The following is a 22,776-nucleotide window of genomic DNA, read 5'->3' as shown; positions in this document are numbered from 1 at the left end:
AAAATACATTGCGAAATCTATGCCAACTTTTCAAACCCCCCATTTATGCCATATCATGGGGGTCTGCTGATATTCAGTATGCACCAGGATAGTTATATTGCACTATTTTGGTGCTTCATTTGCGCCGTTGGGCACTGTATTGGTGCAAAAGTGGGCCAAGAGGCTGTTTTTGCACCGTGAAAGGGATCACAAACACACCGCCGTCAGGTTGTTTATAAGAGAAGTTTGTGATCTTGTTTAGTCCCTCGCTTAATACGTGTACAATAGCGCGCTATTTCTAAATGCCTGAGGCAAAAAAGCTGTGATCGAGAATCTGCGTAACATCGCCATTATTGCGCACGTTGACCATGGGAAAACTACCCTGGTCGATAAGTTGCTACAACAATCTGGTACGTTCGGTGAACGTGCTGAAGCAACTGAACGTGTAATGGACTCCAACGATTTGGAGAAAGAGCGTGGGATAACCATCCTCGCGAAAAATACCGCCATTAACTGGAAAGACTACCGCATCAACATCGTGGATACCCCAGGACACGCCGATTTCGGTGGTGAGGTTGAGCGTGTAATGTCTATGGTTGACTCTGTGCTGCTGGTCGTCGACGCAATGGATGGCCCGATGCCGCAGACCCGTTTCGTGACCAAGAAAGCCTTTGCTCATGGTCTGAAACCTATCGTGGTTATCAACAAAGTTGACCGTCCGGGCGCGCGTCCTGATTGGGTTGTGGATCAGGTGTTTGACCTGTTCGTAAACCTGGATGCAACCGACGAACAACTGGACTTCCCTATCATTTACGCATCTGCATTGATGGGTATTGCGGGTGAAGATCACAATGATATGTCGGCAGACATGACCCCGCTGTATCAAGCAATTGTCGACCATGTTCCTGCGCCAGACGTAGACAGCTCTGGTCCGTTGCAGATGCAAATCTCCCAGTTGGATTACAACAACTACGTAGGCGTAATCGGCATTGGCCGTATCAAACGTGGTGTTGTGAAACCTAACCAACAAGTGACCGTTATCGATAGCGAAGGCAAGACCCGCAACGGTAAAGTCGCTAAAGTGCTGGGCCACATGGGTCTGGAGCGTATCGAAGCGACTATGGCTGAAGCTGGCGACATCGTGGCTATCACCGGTCTGGGCGAGTTGAACATCTCTGACACTATCTGCGACGTTAATGCTGTTGAAGCATTGCCAGCACTGTCTGTTGATGAACCAACTGTAACCATGTATTTCTGCGTTAACACCTCTCCGTTCTGTGGTAAAGAAGGTAAGTATGTGACTTCACGTCAGATCCTTGACCGCCTGAACAAAGAGTTGATCCATAACGTAGCACTGCGTGTTGAAGAAACTGAAGATGCTGATGCATTCCGCGTATCTGGCCGTGGTGAACTTCACCTGTCGGTTCTGATCGAAAACATGCGTCGCGAAGGTTTCGAACTGGCTGTATCTCGCCCTAAAGTTATCAACCGTGTTATTGACGGTCGCAATCAAGAACCGTTTGAAAGCGTAACTTTGGATATCGAAGAGCAGCACCAGGGCGCAGTAATGCAAGCTATGGGCGAGCGTAAAGGTGACGTGAAGGACATGGTTCCAGACGGCAAAGGTCGTATTCGTCTGGATTATATGATCCCAAGCCGTGGCCTGATTGGCTTCCGTACTGAATTCATGACTATGACTTCTGGTACTGGCCTGCTGTACTCCACATTCAGTCACTACGATGATGTGCGTCCGGGCGAGATCGGTCAACGTCAAAACGGCGTACTGATCTCTAACGGTCAGGGCAAAGCTGTGGCATTCGCACTGTACAAACTGCAAGACCGCGGCAAGCTGTTCATTGGTCACGCGACGGAAGTGTATGAAGGCCAGATCATCGGTATTCACTCACGTTCTAACGATCTGACTGTAAACTGCCTGACCGGTAAGCAACTGACCAACATGCGTGCATCCGGTACTGACGAAGCAACCACTCTGGTTCCTTTCCTGAAGAAAACTCTGGAACAGGCTCTGGAATTCATCGATGACGATGAATTGGTTGAAGTTACCCCGCAATCGATCCGTATCCGTAAGCGTCATCTGACGGAAAACGATCGTAAGCGTGCAGGTCGTGGTCCTAAAGAAGGTTAATTCTTCTTGGTACTGCTGATACTTAGGGCGCTAGCTGCGCCCTGAGTTCTTTATCCCCTTCGTCTTGAAGCCGCCACTGTGTTAGCTTCGCGCACTAACCCGAATCCGTTACTTGTAGTTGGCCTTACATGAAAAGCTCATCGGGACTCTCTCCTTTACCGCCTTCCTGCAACTTGAAATCTGTTTGCTATATTTACTTACGGTAAAAATATTATTTTTCCTGCCTGAACCCTCCTTTTTCTTCCTCTCTCTGTTCAGCTTTCTTTTTTCCCGTTACAGTGAAACTCACCATCTAATTGGGAGAGCGCTATGCTGTATATCTTTGATCTAGGGAATGTGATTGTTGATATCGACTTTAAACGCGTTTTGGGTGTCTGGAGTAAGTTAAGCAGTGTTCCGCTGGCGACATTGAGCGAACGTTTTACTATGGGCGAAGTATTCCAGCAGCATGAACGAGGGGAAATCAGTGATGAGGACTTTGCGCGTCAGCTCAGTGATGAGATGGGGCTATCCCTAAGCTTTGAACAGTTTGCTGAAGGCTGGCAGGCGGTATTTGTCGCGTTGCGACCGGAAGTCGTCGCGATTATGCATAAACTGCGTGAGGAAGGGCATCGCGTTGTGGTGTTATCTAATACCAATCGTCTGCATTGCAATTACTGGCCACAGCACTTCCCTGAAGTTGCTGCCGCCGCTGACCACATGTATTTGTCGCAGGATTTGGGGATGCGTAAACCGGAAGCCAGAATCTATCAACATGTACTCCATGCTGAAAATGTTCCGCCAGAGCAGGCGGTGTTCTTTGATGATATTGAAGCAAATATTGTTGCCGCCAGAATTGAAGGTATGACCGCTATTCATGTCACTGACCGAAAGGTTATTCCTGCTTATTTTTCCTGATAAGTTCTTTCTCCTGACGTTAATGGGTTAGCCTTAAACATCACGCTGGCCCATAACCGAGTCTAAACATCGGTATTGACTGAGAGATAAACATGGCGAGTTTTCTGCGTTTTCGCTTATCTGCGTCTTTAAAACCCTTCATTACGTTCGGACGAATGCTTTACACCCGAATTGATAAAGACGGGTTAACAATGCTGGCTGGGCATTTGGCCTATGTATCATTGCTTTCTTTGGTGCCATTGGTAACGGTGATCTTCGCCTTGTTCGCTGCTTTTCCAATGTTTGCTGATATCAGCATAAAATTGAAAGCCTTCATCTTTGCCAATTTTATGCCTGCTACCGGTGACATTATCCAAAATTATCTTGAGCAGTTTGTCGCAAACTCAAATCGGATGACCGTTGTGGGGACTTGCGGCCTGATTGTCACTGCGTTACTGCTGATTTACTCAGTGGACAGCGTGCTCAATATTATCTGGCGCAGTAAAACTCAGCGTTCACTGGTATTTTCATTTGCGGTTTATTGGATGGTTCTCACACTGGGGCCGATTCTGGTGGGGGCCAGCATGGTCATCAGCTCATATCTGTTGTCATTGCACTGGCTGGCTAATGCGCAAGTGGGTAGCATGATTGATGAGGTGTTGCGAGTATTCCCTCTGCTGATTTCCTGGCTCTCTTTTTGGTTGCTATATAGTGTGGTACCTACAGTGCGGGTACCTGCACGCGATGCATTTATTGGGGCACTGGTTGCGGCGTTACTATTTGAATTGGGTAAGAAAGCGTTCACGATGTATATCACCTTGTTTCCCTCTTATCAGTTGATTTACGGGGTGTTGGCTGTTATCCCGATTTTATTCCTCTGGGTTTACTGGAGTTGGTGCATTGTGTTGTTGGGCGCGGAAATTACCGTAATGCTGAGTGAATATCGCACCGAACGCTATCAAGCAAAAACTGCGGAAAGCCGGAGTCAGGAGATATAAAGCATTATGATTGCATTGATTCAACGAGCGCTGAACGCAAGTGTCATGGTTGACGGGAATGTCGTCGGTGAAATTGGCCCAGGATTGTTGATATTACTGGGTGTTGAGCAAGATGATACTGAGCAAAAAGCGCAGCGTTTATGTGATCGGGTGCTGGGGTATCGGATTTTTGGTGATGAGAATGACAAAATGAATCTCAACGTCCAGCAGGCTGGTGGGAGTGTGCTGGTGGTTTCGCAATTTACACTGGTGGCCAATACGCAAAAAGGTATGAGACCGAGCTTTTCCCGCGGTGCCATTCCCGCAGAAGCTGACAGACTTTATCAGTATTTTGTTGCTCAGTGCCGCGAGCGTGGTGTAAAAACGGAAACGGGATTATTTGCCGCAGACATGAAAGTTAGCCTGGTAAATGATGGTCCGGTGACGTTTTGGTTGCAGGTATAGGGATAAACTCAGTCACTTGGGCTATGAAATATCCCCATCGCCCTTCAATATGCAGGGGTGTTGACTGCTTTTGCTCATCTTCAGTTACTGAATTATCTAAGTTCCTGGGGATAGGCTTTATTGATAATTTTAAAGAGAGATCGCTTCTATGTATCACTTGCGTGTACCCACAACAGAACAAGAACTCAAAGATTATTATCAATTTCGTTGGGAAATGCTACGCAAGCCGCTACACCAACCGATTGGCTCCGAAAAGGATGCTTATGACGCAATGGCCCATCACCAAATGGTGGTAGATGAACAGGGTAAACCTGTTGCCATTGGCCGTTTATATATCAATGCTGATAATGAGGCCGCCATTCGCTTTCTGGCGGTGGATCCGTCTGTTCGTGATAAAGGGTTAGGGACGTTGGTCGCCATGACGTTAGAGTCGGTGGCGCGGCAGGAAGGCGTGAAGCGAGTAGTGTGTAGTGCGCGCGAAGATGCGGTAGATTTCTTCGCCAAGTTAGGTTTTGTGAGTCAGGGCGAGATTACTGCCCCGCAAACCACGCCAGTGCGCCACTTCCTAATGATCAAACCGGTAGTCACGATGGATGATATCTTGCATCGCCCTGATTGGTGTGGCCAGTTGCAGCAAGCCTGGTATGACCATATTCCGCTCAGTGAAAAAATGGGGGTGCGCATTAGCCAATATACCGGCCAGCGTTTCGTGACCACCATGCCGGAGGCGGGTAATCAGAATCCTCATCACACCTTATTCGCTGGCAGCCTTTTTTCCTTAGCTACCCTGACCGGCTGGGGGTTGATATGGTTATTGCTGCGCGAGCGTCACTTGGGGGGCACGATTATTCTTGCTGACGCCCATATTCGCTACAGCTCGCCAGTTACCGGGCGGCCAAGAGCCGTTGCCGAACTCAGTTCTTTAAGTGGCGATTTGGATCGTCTGGCCCGTGGCCGCCGTGCCCGCGTGCAGTTAGACGTTAACCTATTTGGGGATGAAAATCAGGGTGCTGTCTTTGAAGGTACTTATATGGTGCTGCCTGTTGCCGCCGAAGAGCATACGGTGAGTTAATTAAATCTCGCTTGTCTAGCCCGCTCTTATTATATCATATGAGCGGATGCCATTCCATTCTAGTTGTTATTTTAATAAATTTTAAAATATTCTTTCTTAATTTTTTCTATAAACTGCATTTCAATACTTAGATATTCTACAGACTATTTGCAGTCTATGGCAGTAACTACTGGTTATATTAAATCTATTACATTTAAAATGAGTAATTAATGCACTGGACGATAGTGGGTAATCGTTATTTAATAAACTAACAGTTGCTGTTAATTACACAACACAATTAACGTTTGAATTTATTATTAAATGACTAACTATAAGTTAATCGGATTTTAGCTGATGTATCCAAGGCATAATAGATCATGCTATAACTTTATAGGAGTAAATTAAAATGAATAAGAATTGGCATAAACAAGATATTTTAGCGGCTATACGGAAAGAAAAAGGTTCTCTTTCAGCATTATCAAGAGAGAATGGGTTGTCGCCAAGTACATTATCAAATGCATTGACACGCCCGTGGCCAAAAGGTGAAATGATTATTGCAGATGCAATTGGAATCTCTCCCCAAGAAATATGGCCAAGCCGGTTCACCGATTATAGAGGGCGTATAATCATCAGAAGATTAAGGAAAAACTAAACGTAATAAGGAGAATGCAATGGAAAAAATATTATTAGACTCGCTTGAAGCATTAATTCGGTTTTGGGATAACAGCTCAGAGCCTTGGGCGGTAAAAGATAATCAGTCAAAGTATATCTATGGTAATCCTAGATTATATAAATTATTAGCTTTACCTAATCAATATAGTTTGGAAGGGCGATTAGATGGTGAGCTACCTACACCAATATCAGAATTTCAGGCTGAGTTTCAACTGCATGACCGCAAGGTTGAACTATTACAGGACCGTATAACCTCAGTTGATATACAGTTATATGATGGGTGTTCATATTTCACACCTTTCTTTTTTGATAAATACCCATTAATAGATGAAAATGGCGTATCACAAGGTGTTATTTGTCATGGAAGGCCAGTGCAAGATATAGTGTTAGCCCGTATAAGTAAAATAAAAGTACCCACAACACTTCTTTTCACATCGCCATCAGATACATTCACAAACAGAGAGTGGGAGGTGTTGTTTTATATTTTACATGCCATCCCAAGCAGTGAAATTGCTAAAAATCTTCATTTATCATCACGTACAGTCTGTAATATAACTCAAAGCATCTATAGCAAGGCGGGTGTTACCAGTAAAAATCAGATCATAGAATATTGTTGTGAGAATAAAATCAATAATTATGTGCCACAAAGCTTTTTCGAGTATTCAGGTTCATTCCCACTTGCAGAATAAGTGCGGATAAAACTTAAGGAGAAAACAGCAATGGAAAAAACACTATCAAATTCACTTGAGGTATTAATCCGGTTTTGGGAGCACAGTTCAGAGCCTTGGGAGATAAAAGATAACCAATCACGATATGTTTACGCAAATCATAGATTCAACAAATTTTTAGACTTACCTGATAAATACAGTGTCGAAGGGCGGTTTGATGGTGAACTTCCCACCCCAATCGCAAAATTTCAGGATGAATTTCAGCGGCAAGATCGTCAGGTGGAGCAATTACAAGACCGTATAACCTCGGTTGAGATACATTTACTTAATGGACTTTCCTATTTAACGGCTTATTTCTGCGATAAATATCCATTAATAGATGAAAACGGTGTGTCCCAAGGGGTGATTTGCCATGCCAGACCAGTGAACGATATAGTCTTAGCTCATTTGAATAAAATAAAAACCCCTAGCTCACTGGTCTTTACCCCGCCATCACAATTATTTACTAAAAGAGAGTGGGAAGTCTTGTTTTATATTTCACATCACTTCTCCAGCACTGAAATTTCTAAGAAGATACATTTATCACCTCGATCAGTCGATAATATAATCCAAAATATCTATAGGAAGGCCGGTGTTACCAGTAAAAAACAGGTTATCGAATATTGTTATGAGCAGAAAATTAATAATTATATACCACAAAGTTTTTTTGAATGTTCAGGTTCCTTTTCACTTATATGAGAGGGGGAGTTTAAGGAGAAAACGGCAATGGAAAAAACACTATCAAATGCACTTGAAGTATTTATACATTTTTGGGAGCACAGTTCAGATCCTTGGGTGGTAAGAGATAACCAATCAAGATTTGTTTATTCGAATCCTAGAAATCATAAATTATTAGGCTTACCGGATAATTATAGTTTGGAAGGGCGGTTAGATGGAGAAATGCCTACACCAATGGCGGAATTTCAGGATGAATGGCAAGAGCATGACCGTAAGGTAGAGTTATTACAAGACCGCATAACAACAGTTGAAATACATGTATGGGATGGGAGTTCTCACCTTCAGCCTTACTTTTGCGATAAGTATCCGTTAATCGATGAAAATGGTGTATCTCAAGGGGTTATTTGCCATGTTAGACCAATACAAGACATAATTTTAGCTCATTTGAATAAGATAAAAGTACCGACCTCACTTATCTTTACTCCGCCATCGGAGTTATTCACGCAAAGAGAATGGGAAGTCCTTTTTTATATATTACATGCTTTCTCAAGTTCAGATATTGCTAAAAAACTCCATTTATCACCCCGCTCAGTGTGCAATATCACCCAAAATATCTACCGGAAGGCCGGTGTTACCAGTAAAAAACAGGTTATCGAATACTGTTATGAGAAAAAGATTAATAATTATATACCTCAAAGCTTTTTCGAATATTCAGGTTCTTTTCCCCTTGCTGGGTAAAATAGTTTAAAATTAAGGAGAAAGTATCAATGGAAAAAACACTATCAAATGCACTTGAGGTATTAATCCGGTTTTGGGAGCACAGTTCAGAACCTTGGGGGATAAAAGATAATCAATCCAGGTTTATTTATGCAAACAATCGATTTTATAAATTTTTAGACCTACCTGACAAATACAACGTCGAAGGGCGATTTGATGGTGAACTTCCTACCCCAATCGCAGAGTTTCAGGATGAATTTCAGCGGCAAGATCGTCAGGTGGAGTTATTACAAGACCGTATGACCTCGGTTGAAATACATTTTCTTGATGGACTTTCCTATTGCACCGCTGCTTTCTGTGATAAATACCCTTTAATTGATGAGAGCGGCGTATCTCAAGGGGTTATGTGTCATAACAGACCGGTACACGATATAATGTTAACCCGATTAAATAAGATAAACGTGCCCACCTCACTGGTATTCACTCCCCCATCACAGCTATTCACCAAAAGAGAGTGGGACGTGTTATTTTATATTTTACATCACTTCTCCAGTAACGAAATTGCTAAGAAGATTCATTTATCACCCCGGTCTGTGTGCAATATAACCCAAAATATTTACCGGAAGGCCGGTGTTACCAGTAAAAAACAGATTATCGAATATTGTCATGAGCAGAAGATTCATAATTATGTACCACAAAGCTTTTTCGAATATTCAGGTTCTTTTCCACTTGCAGGGTGAAATAGTTTAAAATTAAGGAGAAAGTAGCAATGGAAAAAACACTATCAAATGTGCTTGAAGTATTAATCCGGTTTTGGGAAAAAAGTTCAGAACCTTGGGCAATAAAAGATAATCAATCAAGGTTTATTTATGCAAATAGTAGAGTTTATAAATTATTTAACTTACCGGATACATATAGCTTAGAAGGTCGGTTAGATGGTGAGATTCCTACACCATCAGCAGATTTCCAGGATGAGTTTCAACAACATGATCGTCGAGTCGAACTATCACAAGATCGTATAACATCAGTAGATATTCAGTTATACGATGGACGTTCATATTTCACACCTTATTTAAGTGATAAATACCCTTTAATTGATGAGGATGGTATATCTCAAGGGGTAATTTGTCATAGCAGACCGCTGCACGATATAATGTTAACCCGATTAAATAAGATAAACGTGCCCACCTCACTGGTATTCACTCCCCCATCACAGTTATTCACCAAAAGAGAGTGGGAAGTGTTATTTTATATTTTGCATCACTTCTCCAGTAACGAAATTGCTAAGAAGGTTCATTTGTCACCCCGGTCTGTGTGCAATATAACCCAAAATATTTACCGGAAGGCCGGTGTTACCAGTAAAAAACAGATTATCGAATATTGTCACGAGCAGAAGATTCATAATTATGTACCACAAAGCTTTTTCGAATATTCAGGTTCTTTTCCACTTGCTGGGTAAAAGAGTTTAAATTTAAGGAGAAATGGAAATGGAAAAATCACTATCAAATGCACTTGAGGTATTCATCCGGTTTTGGGAGCACAGTTCAGAACCTTGGATAGTGAAAGACAATCAATCACGATATGTTTATGCAAACCATCGATTTAATCGATTATGCAACTTACCTGATAGATATTGTGTGGAAGGGTTATTGGATGGTGAAATACCCATGCCATCCGCAGAGTTTCAGGATGAATTTCAGCGGCAAGATCGGCTAGCGGAATTATTACAGGATCGAATAATGACACTTGAAATCAATGAATGGGATAGCCTTTCTTATCTTACCCCTTTTTTTGCTGATAGGTATCCATTAATAGATGAGAACGGAGTGTCTCAGGGTGTTATTATACATGGTAGACCCGTGCACGATACAATTCTCACCCACTTAAATATAAAATTACCCATCTCAATTACATTCACCCCCCCATCACAGTTACTCACCAAAAGAGAGTGGGAAGTGTTATTTTATATTTTACATCACTTCTCCAGCAACGAAATTTCTAAGAAGGTTCATTTATCGCCCCGGTCTGTGTGCAATATTACCCAAAATATTTACCGGAAGGCCGGTGTTACCAGTAAAAAGCAGATTATCGAATATTGTCATGAGCAGAATATTCATAATTATGTACCACAAAGCATTTTCGAATATTCAGGTTCTTTTCCACTTGCTGGGTAAAAGAGTTTAAATTTAAGGAGAAATGGAAATGGAAAAATCACTATCAAATGCACTTGAAGTATTCATCCGGTTTTGGGAGCACAGTTCAGAACCTTGGGTAGTAAAAGACAATCAATCACGATATGTTTATGCAAACCATCGATTTAATCGATTATGCAACTTACCTGATAGATATTGTGTGGAAGGGTTATTGGATGGTGAAATACCCATGCCATCCGCAGAGTTTCAGGATGAATTTCAGCGGCAAGATCGGCTAGCGGAATTATTACAGGATCGAATAATGACACTTGAAATCAATGAATGGGATAGCCTTTCTTATCTTACCCCTTTTTTTGCTGATAGGTATCCATTAATAGATGAGAACGGAGTGTCTCAGGGTGTTATTATACATGGTAGACCCGTGCACGATACAATTCTCACCCACTTAAATATAAAATTACCCATCTCAATTACATTCACCCCCCCATCACAGTTACTCACCAAAAGAGAGTGGGAAGTGTTATTTTATATTTTACATCACTTCTCCAGCAACGAAATTTCTAAGAAGGTTCATTTATCGCCCCGGTCTGTGTGCAATATTACCCAAAATATTTACCGGAAGGCCGGTGTTACCAGTAAAAAGCAGATTATCGAATATTGTCATGAGCAGAATATTCATAATTATGTACCACAAAGCATTTTCGAATATTCAGGTTCTTTTCCACTTGCAGGGTGAAATAGTTTAAAGTTAAGGAGAAAATGGTAATGGAAAAAACACTATCAAATGCACTTGAGGTATTCATCCGGTTTTGGGAGCACAGTTCAGAACCTTGGATAGTGAAAGACAATCAATCACGATATGTTTATGCAAACCATCGATTTAATCGATTATGCAACTTACCTGATGGATATTGTGTGGAAGGGTTATTCGATGGTGAAATACCCCACGCAGCCGCAGCATTTCAGGATGAATTTCAGCGGCAAGATCGCCAGGTAGAGTTATTACAGGATCGTATAACAACGCTTGAAATTAATGAATGGGATGGTCTTTCTTATCTTACCCCTTATTTTGCTGATAAGTATCCATTAATTGATGAAAACGGCGTGTCTCAGGGGATTATTTGTCATGATAGGCCAGTACACGATACAATACTCACCCGCTTAAATAAAATGAAAGCACCCGACTCACTTATATTTACACCCCCATCGCAGTTATTCACCCAAAGAGAATGGAAAGTGTTATTTTATATTTTACATCAATTTTCCAGCAACGAAATTGCTAAGAAGATTCATTTATCGCCCCGGTCTGTTTGCAATATCACCCAAAATATCTACCGGAAGGCCGGTGTTACCAGTAAAAAGCAGGTTATCGAATATTGTCATGAGCATAAGATTAATAACTATGTACCACCAAGTTTTCTTGAATATTCAGGCTCCTTCCCTTCGGTGTAACCGATGCGGCTTGTGCCGATTACGCTAAATCTTACGTAATCGGCAGTTATTCTTAATTGTTCTCTCGCGAAGGTTGCATTAATCGTTCTTATTGTTTTGCCACGTTTTGCACCTCACCATGCTCTATTATCTGACTTACTTGCTGCCCGTGGCTGTCAGTGGCCTGTAGTGAGCCGTTAATCGTCGTTTTTAGTGCAGTATCTGTAGCTAGATTGCCTTTTATCTGCAATTTCAAATTGCCCAAACCTTGCAGTGGTAAGGCCGGCCAGCCCCAATTTTGCAAGATATCAAGATTGACCGCGCGGCCAGTCAGTATCAGTGATAACGATCGGGCTGGTGTTTGGTCAATACTGCCGGTCGCCTCCAACAAACCCTCTTTGGTAAAAGCACTTAAATCACTAAACGTAATATGTTGTTCATTCGCATTTAGGGCCAATGACGGGCGGCGAACATCATTTTTATTGAAGGTGGCATTACCGGCATTCAGCATCAGCGATCCAGACCATATCCCCCATTGATGGTTTTTTGCCAGCAGTAAGTGAGTGCCCGACGCATCCAGCGACGTAATCTGGAATGGGAAGTCAGGACTGATATCAATCAATAAATTGCGGTTAGCACTCAGCTTGCTAACATAGACCTCAGACAACCAGTTGGGGAGCGTTTGTTGCCATTGCTGTTTCCAGTTTGAGGGCAAGGTATAAACTAATGCCACGAGAGTCAGCTCATCCAACTGTAGACGATGAGTATCGCGTGCCCAATTCCCCTGAGCCCTTAACAGGCCATCTTGCCAGCGGGTTGAGAACTGATTAATTGCCACGCCAGCCGGCGATAAAGAAAATGTTGCGATGGGGTCAATCAGATGAATATTACCTTTGATAATATCGCCTGCATTGAAGGCCAGTTCGCCATCATCAGTTTGCCAATCACTTTGCTTAAAGGTGATATTTTTCAGTGTGAGATCTAAATCATTAAATGCCCAGTTTTTCCCTTCAACACGCGCATCAATCAAATCAAAGCGTTTTAATGTAATTGGCGGCAACTGTAAGAATGTCTGCCAGATATGCTCTAACGTGGCCGCGGTTTGCAGGCGGATATTGCTCAGACGTAACCTTTCAACCAGCCAGCTACCATCCGCTGACTGGCTGGCATTCCCGGTCAATTCCCCTTGTGCGATATTGGCTCCGAAATTAGTCAGGGTCAGGGCATTTTTCTCAATCGAACCTTGTAGATAGAGTTGTTGAGCGGTGATGCCGTTGACGGTCAGGGAACCGGCACTGAACTGAAATTGCGTCTTTTCGCCAAGGCTATTGCCCGGTTGCGGCTGCCACGGCACCAAGCCGCCATTCACTTTTTGAGCGGTAATCTGCCATTGACTAGCTGAATTTTTCGGCTCAATAGTCGTATTCAACGCCATATTGGTTAGCTGTAATGTATCGGCTTGTAGCGGCAGCGGTGATGCGGTGTTATTGAGGATTAAGCTACCATTTTGCAGTTGCAGATTGAGAAAATGGTGCGGCTCGGTGAGTTGCCGCCAGCTCAGGCCAAGCAATGCCTGCTGGGCGATAAGAAAGGGGGGTTGGTTGGCCTTCCCAAGCGTGATATTACTCAAACTGATTTGCCCCGGTGCTGACCATGAATGGTCTATTTTCCCCAGAGAGAGGCGATATTCGCTGTTATCACTCACCCAGCGGCTCAGCCAACTGGCGGCCCAACTGGTCTGGATCAATACGTAGCACAGCGCTACAGACAGCACCAGTAGCAGTAATAACGTTAACAGCACTTTCCCGAGAAATTTCATCCGGTTTTTCCACGCTTTCGGTGATACGGAACCCTGTTTATGCCGTAATTTGCCCGTTAGCTCAATAGACAATCCATTATCTATTGATAAAAAAATGGCCAGTATCGTTTACGACTGGCCATTTCATTGATGCATTAACCAAAGATTATTTTTCTTGTGGGAAGAGCAAGTTAAGCACAATGGCAGTAATACCACCGGCGGCAATCCCGGAAGAAAGCAGTGTTTTTATCCAATCTGGCGCAAATTGCAGAATCAGGGGTTGCTGCGCGACACCCATACCAACCGCCAATGACAACGCCATAATCATAATCGCGCGGCGATTAAGGGTTTCGCGTGACACAGTACGCACACCTGAGGCGGCAATCGTACCGAACATCACAAGGGTGGCCCCACCCAGCACCGGCTCTGGGATATGCTGCACAAAACCGGCAACGGCTGGGAACAGGCCCAGCACAATCAGCATCAGCGCGACAACAAAACCAACATAACGGCTGGCAACACCGGTCAACTGGATAACACCATTGTTCTGGCCAAAGCAGGAGTTAGGGAAAGTATTGAACACCGCTGACAGCATCGAGTTCAAACCATTCGCCAGCACGCCGCCTTTTAGCCGTTTCATATACAACGGGCCATGAACCGGTTGCTCTGATACATCTGATGTTGCAGTAATATCGCCGATGGTTTCCAGTGAGGTCACCATAAAGATCAACATCAGCGGCACCAGCAGGTTCCAGTCAAAAGAGAGGCCATAATAGAGCGGTGTTGGAATGGTAATCAGCGCGGTATCCACCACCGGGCGGCTTTCTGGCAACATATCCAGCGACCAGGCCAGCAGATAACCCACGGCCATAGCAATAACTAAAGAGGCGACTCGCAGGTACGGATTGCGCTGGCGGTTCAGCAAAATAATCACCACTAAGACTGCACCCGCTAATAACAGGTTTTTTGGTGCGCCAAAGGTATGATCACTTATTGCACCATAACCGCCACCAATAGATGTCAGCCCGACCTGAATCAATGACAAGCCAATAATCATTACCACAATGCCGGATACCAGCGGGGTGATAATACGGCGTGCCAAATGTAGAAAGCGGGAAAGTATAATTTCGGTACAGGACGCAATCATCAGCGTACCAAATAGTGCTGCCATCATGGTTGGGATATCAGCGCCACCATTTTTCAGCGCCAGGCCACCCATAATTAACGGCGCAACAAAGTTAAAACTGGTACCCTGAATCGATAACAAGCCAGAGCCAACTGGTCCCCAGGTTTTAATTTGCAACAACGACGCCAGGCCGGATGCAAACAGCGACATGCTAATAATGCGTTGGGTATCTTCCGCTGGTAATCCCAACGCCTGGCAAATCAATAAGCCGGGCGTTATCACTGCAACAAACATCGCCAATAGATGCTGGCAAGCGGCGAACAATGTTTGGGCGAGGGGAGGGCGGTCTTCTAAACGATAAATCAATTCGCTGGGGCGAGTGGTTGCCTGCTGTGGTGTATCAAGCTCGGCGGATTGCGTAGACATGGAGTGGCATTTCCGGATCGGCAAAGAGGGCATTTTAATGTTCTTCCTCACAAAAGCAATCGGTTGCGCAGTATTTCTTTAAATAATTCTATTCGTTACCGCTTCGCATTTTTCTACGACTAAACTTGTAATTGGCGGCGTTTTTTTTTCTAATCCCCTTCTTAACTGTTTTGGCGTTTTTAAGGAACTGTCTAACGTCATATTTTTATTCGATATTTCAATCGCATGGAGTACCAAGATGTTTCATCTCGATACCTATGGCACGCTAGTCGCGGCCTGTTTGGTTTTATTATTAGGCCGAAAACTTGTACAAACTGTCTCATTCCTAAAAAAATACACTATTCCTGAACCGGTAGCCGGTGGCTTGCTGGTCGCTTTTTTGATGCTGCTGATGCAAAAGACCCTCGGTTGGGAAATCAGTTTCGATATGTCGCTGAAAGATCCCTTGATGCTGGCATTCTTTGCAACTATTGGATTGAATGCAAATCTAGCCAGTTTACGTACCGGTGGCAAAGCCCTGAGCGTATTTATCTTTGTGGTCATCGGGTTACTGCTGATGCAGAATGCAATCGGTATAGCGCTTGCTAAATTGATGGGGCTAGACCCACTGATGGGGCTATTGGCAGGTTCAATTACCTTATCGGGTGGACACGGAACAGGGGCTGCGTGGAGTAAACTATTTACTGAGCGTTATGGCTTTGAAAACGCAACTGAAGTTGCTATGGCCTGTGCAACATTTGGTTTGGTACTGGGCGGTTTGATTGGCGGCCCGGTTGCCCGCTATTTGGTGAAGCACTCTTCTACGCCAGATGGCACACCAGACGATAGCGAAGTCCCGTCCGCATTTGAAAAACCATCAGCAGGCCGGATGATCACTTCGTTGGTCTTAGTCGAAACCATAGCTATGATTTCGATTTGCTTGATGGCAGGTAATGTTATTGCGGGCTGGTTGCAGGGAACGATGTTTGAGCTGCCAATCTTTGTCTGCGTGCTATTTGTCGGGGTTATCCTCAGCAATACGCTATCGGCAATCGGTTTCTATAAAGTGTTTGATCGAGCGGTATCCGTGTTGGGCAATGTTAGTCTGTCACTGTTTTTGGCGATGGCATTAATGAGCCTGAAGCTCTGGGAACTGGCTTCACTGGCCTTACCGATGTTGGTTATTTTGTCCGTTCAGGCACTGGCAATGGCGCTGTACGCTATTTTTGTTACTTATCGTGTTATGGGCAAAAACTATGATGCAGCGGTGCTGGCGGCGGGTCATTGTGGCTTTGGCCTGGGTGCAACACCCACTGCAATTGCCAATATGCAAGCGATCACTGACCGTTTTGGTCCGTCTCATCTGGCGTTTTTGGTTGTGCCGATGGTAGGTGCGTTCTTTATTGATATCGCCAATGCAATCGTCATTAAGCTTTATCTATTACTGCCGATATTCCCGGCGGTGGTGGGGTAACTGCATTTGGGGGGCTGGCCTGGCCCCTTATTGATTAAGCATTAGTGTAACGTACTCGCTCTGGCAGCCAGCGTTCTATCAATGCCTGCGCGTGTTCAGGATATTGCTGATGCAGATGGCGGGCAACCCGTTGCACTTCGGGAATCATCGCCTGATCACGCAGTAAATCGGCCACTTTAAATTCAGCACTCCCCGTCTGGCGTGTTCCTAGCAATTCGCCAGGGCCACGGATTTCCAAATCCCGCTGAGCAATAACAAAACCGTCATTACTGTCGCGCAGCACTTGCAAGCGCATTTGAGCCGTTTTGCTCAGCGGCGTTTTATACAGCAGAACACAGTGTGAAGCGACAGCACCACGGCCAACACGGCCACGTAACTGATGCAATTGCGCTAACCCTAATCGCTCTGGATTATCGATAATCATCAAACTGGCGTTAGGTACATCAACCCCAACTTCAATCACCGTGGTGGCAACCAGTAACTGCAATTCACCTTGTTTAAAGGCCAGCATAACCGCCTGTTTTTCTGGCCCTTTCATGCGGCCATGAACCAAACCGACTTTAATTTCTGGCAAAGCGATTTTCAATTCCTCACAGGTGACTTCGGCTGCTTGCGCTTCTAGCAACTCAGACTCTTCAATCAGGGTGCAGACCCAATAGGCTTGCCGACCCTCTTCCAGACAGGCATTTTTAACCCGCTGAACCACATCACTGCGGCGGGTATCAGGGATCGCAACCGTTGTGACCGGTGTTCTACCGGGGGGGAGCTCATCAATCACTGAAGTATCAAGATCAGCATAGGCAGTCATAGCCAGTGTTCTTGGGATTGGGGTTGCGGTCATAATTAACTGGTGCGGATGGAAGCCTTGCTCCTCGCCCTTCTCCCATAAAGCGAGCCGTTGATGAACCCCGAAACGATGTTGTTCATCAATAATAACCAGCGCCAAGCCAGAAAACTGTACCTGTTCTTGAAACATTGCGTGAGTGCCGACAACCATCGAAACCTGACCACTGGCGACGGCTTCTTGCTGTGCTATACGTGCTTTACCTTTTTGTTTCCCAGCCAGCCAGCCGACCTCCAGCCCTAGTGGTTCCAGCCATTGGCGAAACGTGGCGGCATGTTGTTCTGCCAGCAATTCCGTTGGCGCCATGAGTGCGACTTGCTTGCCGTGAGCAATGGCCCGCAGCGCAGCCAGCGCCGCAACCAATGTTTTACCAGAACCCACATCCCCTTGAATCAACCGCATCATCGGGAAGTTATGGGTCATATCCTGCTCAATCTCCGCCACTACCCGCCGTTGAGCGCCGGTTGGGGTAAATGGCAGAGCCGCCAGAAAACGTTGCTTGAGTTGTTTTTCGGCCAGTAACGGCAATGCGCGGTAGCTTTGTGCCCCCGCCCTAACAGCCAGCATACTAAGGTTGTGGGCCAGCAGCTCTTCCATGATCAACCGCCGCTGTGCCGGGTGTTTACCTTGCTCTAAATCCGCTAGCTGAATATCTGCTGGTGGACGATGTAGCGTATGAATTGCTTCCGGCAGGCTGATCAGTGAGCGGCTTAATTCGATGGGCAATAATTCGGCAATAACAGAGGTATCTAGCATTGCCAGCGCCTGATCGATTAGTTTGCGCAGCGTTGCCTGACGAATACCCTCAGTGGTGGGATAAATCGGTGTTAGCGACTCTTGTAATTCAACGCCAATATTCTCGCCATGCACCCGATATTCTGGGTGAATGATTTCCGGGCCGGTATTACCCCGTTTAGCTTCGCCATAGGCAATCACATGCTTACCTGGAGATAAGCTATTTTTCATCGCGGCATTGAAATTGAAAAAGCGCAGGGTGAGCACACCGCTACCATCGCTGATTTGGCAGGTCATCATACGGCGACGGCCAAAACTGATATCTGAACGGAGAACTTCCCCCTCAACAGTGACCGAAAGGCCGGGCATCAGATCGCCAATACGGTACAGGCGGGTGCGATCTTCATAACGTAGTGGCAGGTGAAGCAGCAGGTCTTGGATAGTTTCCAGACCCATTTTAGCCAGCTTTCCCGCCTGACTAGCGCCAACACAGGAAAGTGTACTCAGGGGTACGGCATCCAGTAGGCGACCTTTCATCTAAGACTCCGTGGATTGCATGGCAGACCACCATTGCGCATCGGCAATGACCTGACCCTGCTCATCAATATGGGGTTGAGCCAGCCCTTTACGTTTAGCAACGTGCGCCAATACTGGGTAGCCGCCCTCAAACAGTAGTCGCTGTTGTTCATCTTCTGACAAAACACTCTGGGTTCGCTGATACATGCCCGCATTTTGCCGCTGCCGTTGGGCTTCATATAAAATTAATGCTGAAGCGACTGAAACATTAAGCGATTGCACCATGCCGATCATCGGAATAATGATGTCTTGATCCGCCAGTGCCAGAGCTTCTTCAGAGATACCGGTTTTCTCCTGCCCCATCAAAATACAGGTTGGACGGGTATAGTCGATTTCACGGAAATCAACAGCTTTATCAGACAGATGAGTCGCCAGTATCTGCATATCTTGTGATTTAAGATGAGCAATGGCACCGGCAATATGAGTGTGTGTTTTGACCTGTACCCAACTATTGCTGCCAGCAGCAGAGGAGAGCCGCGTGTACATTTGAGTCGTTGGCCAAATAGCATGAACTTGATGGATACCAACAGCGTCGGCAGTGCGAATAATTGCAGAGACATTATGAGGTTTATGCACTTCTTCCAGGCAAACCGTTAGGTCTGGCTGCCTGGTCGTAAGCATTTCACATATACGCGCATAGCGTTGAGGATTCATAGGCGCTAATTGCGATTACGACTGACTTTAACTACATCGGGCATGATACGAATTTTACGCATAATGTTAGCCAGATGGACTCGGTCACGGGTAGTCAGGCGAATAAAGGCGCTGTATACCCGGCCATCTTTCTCTTCTGTATTCAGGCTCTGAATATTAGATTCGGCTGCATTAATTGCTGCGGTCAGGTTCGCCAGAGCCCCTTGCTGGTTGAACATATCGACTTTAATTTCAGCAATAAACTCTTGCTCAGTCTCTTTGTCCCACTCAACCGCCATAAACTTCTCAGGTTCTTTCTGGTAGCCACGAATATTACGGCAGGATTCGTGATGGATAACCAACCCCTTACCCGGGCTGATATGCGCAATAATAGGATCACCTGGAATCGGGCGACAGCACTTGGCAAAGGTGATAAGTACACCATCAGCACCTCTGATTGCCAGATTCCGCGTCCCGGACGTTGCCAGCGAGGATGGGTCACCCAGCAGGTTTTTAGCCACCACCACACTCATGGCATTACCTAAACCAATTTCTGCCAGTAAATCATCCAGTGTCGCCAGCTTCATGCGATCCAATTCATGTTTGATATTTTCTTCAGAAATATCAGACAATTTACGGCCATTTCCTAAGGCATGATTCAGCAATCGGCGGCCAAGGCTTACCGATTCGTCACGTTTAAGATTTTTCAGCAATTGGCGAATTTTGGCTCGCGCTTTAGAGCTAACAACAAAATTCAGCCAGGCGGCATTAGGCCGTGCGCCAGGCGCTGTAATTATCTCCACCGTCTGGCCACTGCTCAGTGCTTGAGAAAGCGGATAGGGCTGGCGGTCAACGCGCGCGCCGACACAGGCATGACCAATATCGGTATGCACGGCATAAGCAAAATCGACAGGCGTTGCACCGGCAGGAAGTTCGACAATGCGGCCTTCTGGGGTGAAAACGTAAATCTCATCAGGGAATAAATCAGATTTTACACTTTCGATAAATTCAAATGAGCTGCCCGCACTTTGCTGTAACTCCAACAAACTTTGCATCCAGCGCTGAGCGCGGATCTGTGCGGTGGTGCCGGACTCACCTTGCTCTTTATAAGCCCAGTGTGCAGCAACCCCCATTTCAGCCATCTGATCCATATCTTCAGTACGGATTTGCACCTCAACCGGCACCCCATGAGGGCCGATTAATGAAGTATGCAACGATTGATAGCCGTTAGCCTTAGGGATGGCAATATAGTCTTTAACTCGGCCAGGACGCGGTTTATACAGGCTATGAGCCTGACCCAACACCCGATAGCACGTATCGACTTCTTTGACGATAACCCGAAAAGCATAGATATCCATGATAGAGTGGAAACGCTGTTCTTTCAGGTTCATCTTGCAATAGATGGAATAAAGATGCTTTTCACGGCCACTGACGCGGCACGGAATCCCCGCTTCTGTCAGACGCCCTTCAATCTCCGCCAGAATTTTTTGAATCATCTCTTTGCGGTTACCACGCGCGGCTTTCACTACTTCTTTAATCACGCGGTAGCGATTGGGGTAGAGCGCTTCAAAACCCAGCTCTTCCAGCTCAGTTTTTAAATGATGAATACCCAGCCGATGGGCGAGTGGGCTATATATTTCAAGGGTTTCGCGAGCAATGCGGCGGCGCTTATCTGGGCGTAAAGAACCCAGCGTTCGCATATTATGGGTGCGGTCAGCCAGTTTGATCAAAATGACGCGGATATCCTGCACCATCGCCATGATCATTTTGCGGAAATTCTCCGCCTGGGCTTCTTTCTTATCACGGAAGTTCAGTTTATCGAGTTTAGAAACACCCTCGACCAGCTCGGCTACGCTTTTCCCAAACAACTGCTCCATATCTTGATATGTGGCAGGTGTGTCTTCAATGACGTCATGTAACAGCGCCGCCATTAAGGTTTCGTAATCGAGCCGCATCTCCGCGAGAATACAGGCCACAGCAACCGGGTGAGTGATATATGGCTCACCACTGGAGCGTGTCTGACCCTCGTGAGCATCACGCGCGACAAGATATGCCTGTTTGAGGCGCTTAATCTGCTCCTCTGGCAGGTAACGTTGAATCAGCAGATTCAGGCTTTCAAACAGGTACAAGGCAGACTCGCTGTCTAATTAACGACGACCTTCAGCAATAGCAGTTACCGCTTGGATCTCTGCGGCTTCCTGCTCTTGCTGCTCCTGGCGTTCACGCACATCGAGAATCTGATTAGTAATCAGGCCTTCTTCGATTTCACGCAACGCAATCACAGTAACTTTATCGTTTTCTTCTGGAACCAGTGCGTCTTTACCGCCGGACTGGATTTGACGTGCCCGACGAGCAGCGACCAACACCAGGTCAAAACGGTTACCAATTTTCTCTACAGCGTCTTGAACAGTTACGCGTGCCATAATTCTGCTACTCCACAGGTGACGAAATGACGGGGCATGATACTGAAACTCGGTTCAGTCTGCCAATAATTTGGTGATTAAAGCGTCATGCCGCTGTTTCTGGCGGCCTAAACGCAGTCTTTCCGCGCGAATAATGGTTTTCAGATCAGATAAAGCCAGATTGAAATCATCATTCACGATTAAATAATCATATTCTGCATAATGGGTCATTTCCGCGACAGCTTGCGCCATTCGTTTTGCAATAACCTCTTCACTATCCTGCCCACGGCCGCGTAAACGGCGATCCAATTCTTCTTTGGATGGGGGCAAAATAAAAATACTGCGTGCAGTCGGCATTTTTGCACGAATTTGCTGCGCGCCTTGCCAGTCGATATCTAAAAATACATCGACGCCGGTTGCAAGAACCTGCTCAATAGCCAGACGTGAGGTGCCATAGTAATTTTCAAATACTTTGGCGTGCTCAAGAAAAGCATCGTCATCAATCATCTGGCAAAATTCTTCTTTAGAAACGAAGAAGTAATGTTCTCCGTGATTCTCACCCGGACGTTTAGCACGCGTGGTATGGGAAATAGAAACCTGCGTGTCGTACAACGGTTGTGTTTTTAACAAAGCCTGAATCAGGCTTGATTTCCCTGCCCCACTGGGCGCGGAAACGATGTATAGCGTGCCTTGGACCATGATGACGTTTCAGTTGATTAGGTTGATATATAGAAAGCAGAAGTGTGAATCTCCGCACAGTATACACGGGTGCTGCGTGTCATGCAGCGTTACAACGCATTTCACCTGAATGTTTCGTCAGTAAACAGCCCTGTTTTGTGATTTTGCGGGGAGTATTGCGTAATTTCAGCTTATTACAGCAACGCTAAATGTATTTAGCGGCAGTCTACGCATTTTTCTCTTTTGGCCTTCG

The 22,776-nt window shown here is 45.5% G+C and carries 22 protein-coding genes; 15 read left to right on the top strand and 7 right to left on the bottom strand.

Features of this window, described 5'->3' with window-relative positions:
* Positions 1 to 301: 301 nt before the first annotated feature.
* The 14 genes from typA to AT01_RS12000 all read left to right on the top strand — a co-directional run bounded on the left by typA (position 302) and on the right by AT01_RS12000 (position 11,873).
* Positions 302 to 2,125 (top strand): ribosome-dependent GTPase TypA, encoded by a 1,824-nt coding sequence (gene typA / locus AT01_RS12060; protein WP_004704210.1) that lies wholly within the window; start codon positions 302 to 304, stop codon positions 2,123 to 2,125.
* A gap of 309 nt (positions 2,126 to 2,434) precedes the next feature.
* Positions 2,435 to 3,022 (top strand): glucose-1-phosphatase, encoded by a 588-nt coding sequence (gene yihX / locus AT01_RS12055; protein WP_004704209.1) that lies wholly within the window; start codon positions 2,435 to 2,437, stop codon positions 3,020 to 3,022.
* Between the two features lie 92 nt (positions 3,023 to 3,114).
* Complete coding sequence (locus AT01_RS12050; RefSeq protein ID WP_042547320.1) at positions 3,115 to 3,999, top strand: virulence factor BrkB family protein; 885 nt, start codon at positions 3,115 to 3,117, stop codon at positions 3,997 to 3,999.
* A gap of 6 nt (positions 4,000 to 4,005) precedes the next feature.
* Complete coding sequence (gene dtd / locus AT01_RS12045) at positions 4,006 to 4,443, top strand: D-aminoacyl-tRNA deacylase (RefSeq protein WP_042547319.1); 438 nt, start codon at positions 4,006 to 4,008, stop codon at positions 4,441 to 4,443.
* A gap of 148 nt (positions 4,444 to 4,591) precedes the next feature.
* A complete protein-coding gene (fabY, locus tag AT01_RS12040) occupies positions 4,592 to 5,515 on the top strand; it encodes a fatty acid biosynthesis protein FabY (RefSeq protein ID WP_004704206.1) in 924 nt (307 codons plus the stop codon).
* A gap of 385 nt (positions 5,516 to 5,900) precedes the next feature.
* Positions 5,901 to 6,146: a helix-turn-helix domain-containing protein gene (locus AT01_RS20830; RefSeq protein ID WP_071841516.1), complete on the top strand. Its 246-nt coding sequence runs from the start codon at positions 5,901 to 5,903 to the stop codon at positions 6,144 to 6,146.
* 19 nt (positions 6,147 to 6,165) lie between these two features.
* Positions 6,166 to 6,855 (top strand): helix-turn-helix transcriptional regulator, encoded by a 690-nt coding sequence (locus tag AT01_RS12035; protein ID WP_042547318.1) that lies wholly within the window; start codon positions 6,166 to 6,168, stop codon positions 6,853 to 6,855.
* Positions 6,856 to 6,885: 30 nt separating this feature from the next.
* Positions 6,886 to 7,572 (top strand): helix-turn-helix transcriptional regulator, encoded by a 687-nt coding sequence (locus AT01_RS12030; RefSeq protein WP_042547317.1) that lies wholly within the window; start codon positions 6,886 to 6,888, stop codon positions 7,570 to 7,572.
* Between the two features lie 27 nt (positions 7,573 to 7,599).
* The gene (locus AT01_RS12025) at positions 7,600 to 8,289 is read left to right on the top strand and encodes a helix-turn-helix transcriptional regulator (protein ID WP_042547316.1); all 690 of its coding nucleotides are present in this window, start codon (positions 7,600 to 7,602) and stop codon (positions 8,287 to 8,289) included.
* Between the two features lie 29 nt (positions 8,290 to 8,318).
* Positions 8,319 to 9,008, top strand: a complete 690-nt coding sequence (locus AT01_RS12020) for a helix-turn-helix transcriptional regulator (RefSeq protein ID WP_042547315.1) — start codon at positions 8,319 to 8,321, stop codon at positions 9,006 to 9,008.
* Between the two features lie 29 nt (positions 9,009 to 9,037).
* Complete coding sequence (locus AT01_RS12015) at positions 9,038 to 9,727, top strand: helix-turn-helix transcriptional regulator (RefSeq protein WP_042547314.1); 690 nt, start codon at positions 9,038 to 9,040, stop codon at positions 9,725 to 9,727.
* A 28-nt stretch (positions 9,728 to 9,755) separates the two neighbouring features.
* Positions 9,756 to 10,442 carry a helix-turn-helix transcriptional regulator gene (locus AT01_RS12010; RefSeq protein ID WP_042547313.1) on the top strand — a complete coding sequence of 229 codons (687 nt, stop codon included), beginning with the start codon at positions 9,756 to 9,758 and terminating at the stop codon, positions 10,440 to 10,442.
* A gap of 28 nt (positions 10,443 to 10,470) precedes the next feature.
* Positions 10,471 to 11,157 carry a helix-turn-helix transcriptional regulator gene (locus tag AT01_RS12005; protein ID WP_042547312.1) on the top strand — a complete coding sequence of 229 codons (687 nt, stop codon included), beginning with the start codon at positions 10,471 to 10,473 and terminating at the stop codon, positions 11,155 to 11,157.
* A 29-nt stretch (positions 11,158 to 11,186) separates the two neighbouring features.
* Positions 11,187 to 11,873: a helix-turn-helix transcriptional regulator gene (locus tag AT01_RS12000; protein ID WP_042547311.1), complete on the top strand. Its 687-nt coding sequence runs from the start codon at positions 11,187 to 11,189 to the stop codon at positions 11,871 to 11,873.
* Between the two features lie 88 nt (positions 11,874 to 11,961).
* Here the strand turns inward: AT01_RS12000 and AT01_RS11995 are convergent, their stop codons facing one another.
* The gene (locus tag AT01_RS11995) at positions 11,962 to 13,671 is read right to left on the bottom strand and encodes an AsmA family protein (RefSeq protein WP_042547310.1); all 1,710 of its coding nucleotides are present in this window, start codon (positions 13,669 to 13,671) and stop codon (positions 11,962 to 11,964) included.
* Positions 13,672 to 13,816: 145 nt separating this feature from the next.
* Entirely contained in the window at positions 13,817 to 15,202 is a 1,386-nt protein-coding gene (locus AT01_RS11990; protein ID WP_042547309.1) for a uracil-xanthine permease family protein, read from the bottom strand.
* A 238-nt stretch (positions 15,203 to 15,440) separates the two neighbouring features.
* Between AT01_RS11990 and gltS the strand changes: the two genes are divergently transcribed.
* Entirely contained in the window at positions 15,441 to 16,655 is a 1,215-nt protein-coding gene (gene gltS, locus AT01_RS11985) for a sodium/glutamate symporter (protein WP_004704195.1), read from the top strand.
* 34 nt (positions 16,656 to 16,689) lie between these two features.
* Here gltS and recG read toward each other — a convergent pair whose 3' ends face one another.
* The 5 genes from recG to gmk are packed head-to-tail and all read right to left on the bottom strand — an operon-like array spanning position 16,690 to position 22,544.
* Positions 16,690 to 18,771 (bottom strand): ATP-dependent DNA helicase RecG, encoded by a 2,082-nt coding sequence (recG, locus tag AT01_RS11980; protein WP_042547308.1) that lies wholly within the window; start codon positions 18,769 to 18,771, stop codon positions 16,690 to 16,692.
* Positions 18,772 to 19,464, bottom strand: coding sequence for a tRNA (guanosine(18)-2'-O)-methyltransferase TrmH (gene trmH / locus AT01_RS11975; RefSeq protein ID WP_042547307.1), 693 nt, complete (start codon positions 19,462 to 19,464; stop codon positions 18,772 to 18,774). It abuts the gene before it with no gap.
* Between the two features lie 5 nt (positions 19,465 to 19,469).
* Positions 19,470 to 21,572, bottom strand: a complete 2,103-nt coding sequence (gene spoT, locus AT01_RS11970; protein ID WP_004704192.1) for a bifunctional GTP diphosphokinase/guanosine-3',5'-bis pyrophosphate 3'-pyrophosphohydrolase — start codon at positions 21,570 to 21,572, stop codon at positions 19,470 to 19,472.
* Positions 21,573 to 21,590: 18 nt separating this feature from the next.
* Entirely contained in the window at positions 21,591 to 21,866 is a 276-nt protein-coding gene (gene rpoZ / locus AT01_RS11965; protein ID WP_004392061.1) for a DNA-directed RNA polymerase subunit omega, read from the bottom strand.
* Between the two features lie 54 nt (positions 21,867 to 21,920).
* A complete protein-coding gene (gmk, locus tag AT01_RS11960) occupies positions 21,921 to 22,544 on the bottom strand; it encodes a guanylate kinase (RefSeq protein ID WP_004704191.1) in 624 nt (207 codons plus the stop codon).
* Positions 22,545 to 22,776: the final 232 nt, after the last annotated feature.

This window comes from Yersinia aldovae 670-83, from assembly GCF_000834395.1.
Taxonomy (GTDB): domain Bacteria; phylum Pseudomonadota; class Gammaproteobacteria; order Enterobacterales; family Enterobacteriaceae; genus Yersinia; species Yersinia aldovae.
The sequence above is the reverse complement of the archived record's forward strand: the minus strand, read 5'-3'. Positions and strand labels throughout refer to the sequence as shown.

What these genes read in the sequence shown, in the direction of transcription:
- yihX (WP_004704209.1), top strand. Translation starts at nt 2,435, where the DNA reads ATGCTGTATATCTTTGATCTAGGGAATGTGATTGTTGATATCGACTTT.
- AT01_RS12050 (WP_042547320.1), top strand. Translation starts at nt 3,115, where the DNA reads ATGGCGAGTTTTCTGCGTTTTCGCTTATCTGCGTCTTTAAAACCCTTC.
- dtd (WP_042547319.1), top strand. Translation starts at nt 4,006, where the DNA reads ATGATTGCATTGATTCAACGAGCGCTGAACGCAAGTGTCATGGTTGAC.
- fabY (WP_004704206.1), top strand. Translation starts at nt 4,592, where the DNA reads ATGTATCACTTGCGTGTACCCACAACAGAACAAGAACTCAAAGATTAT.
- AT01_RS20830 (WP_071841516.1), top strand. Translation starts at nt 5,901, where the DNA reads ATGAATAAGAATTGGCATAAACAAGATATTTTAGCGGCTATACGGAAA.
- AT01_RS12035 (WP_042547318.1), top strand. Translation starts at nt 6,166, where the DNA reads ATGGAAAAAATATTATTAGACTCGCTTGAAGCATTAATTCGGTTTTGG.
- AT01_RS12030 (WP_042547317.1), top strand. Translation starts at nt 6,886, where the DNA reads ATGGAAAAAACACTATCAAATTCACTTGAGGTATTAATCCGGTTTTGG.
- AT01_RS12025 (WP_042547316.1), top strand. Translation starts at nt 7,600, where the DNA reads ATGGAAAAAACACTATCAAATGCACTTGAAGTATTTATACATTTTTGG.
- AT01_RS12020 (WP_042547315.1), top strand. Translation starts at nt 8,319, where the DNA reads ATGGAAAAAACACTATCAAATGCACTTGAGGTATTAATCCGGTTTTGG.
- AT01_RS12015 (WP_042547314.1), top strand. Translation starts at nt 9,038, where the DNA reads ATGGAAAAAACACTATCAAATGTGCTTGAAGTATTAATCCGGTTTTGG.
- AT01_RS12010 (WP_042547313.1), top strand. Translation starts at nt 9,756, where the DNA reads ATGGAAAAATCACTATCAAATGCACTTGAGGTATTCATCCGGTTTTGG.
- AT01_RS12005 (WP_042547312.1), top strand. Translation starts at nt 10,471, where the DNA reads ATGGAAAAATCACTATCAAATGCACTTGAAGTATTCATCCGGTTTTGG.
- AT01_RS12000 (WP_042547311.1), top strand. Translation starts at nt 11,187, where the DNA reads ATGGAAAAAACACTATCAAATGCACTTGAGGTATTCATCCGGTTTTGG.
- AT01_RS11995 (WP_042547310.1), bottom strand. Translation starts at nt 13,671, where the DNA reads ATGAAATTTCTCGGGAAAGTGCTGTTAACGTTATTACTGCTACTGGTG.
- AT01_RS11990 (WP_042547309.1), bottom strand. Translation starts at nt 15,202, where the DNA reads ATGTCTACGCAATCCGCCGAGCTTGATACACCACAGCAGGCAACCACT.
- gltS (WP_004704195.1), top strand. Translation starts at nt 15,441, where the DNA reads ATGTTTCATCTCGATACCTATGGCACGCTAGTCGCGGCCTGTTTGGTT.
- recG (WP_042547308.1), bottom strand. Translation starts at nt 18,771, where the DNA reads ATGAAAGGTCGCCTACTGGATGCCGTACCCCTGAGTACACTTTCCTGT.
- trmH (WP_042547307.1), bottom strand. Translation starts at nt 19,464, where the DNA reads ATGAATCCTCAACGCTATGCGCGTATATGTGAAATGCTTACGACCAGG.
- rpoZ (WP_004392061.1), bottom strand. Translation starts at nt 21,866, where the DNA reads ATGGCACGCGTAACTGTTCAAGACGCTGTAGAGAAAATTGGTAACCGT.
- gmk (WP_004704191.1), bottom strand. Translation starts at nt 22,544, where the DNA reads ATGGTCCAAGGCACGCTATACATCGTTTCCGCGCCCAGTGGGGCAGGG.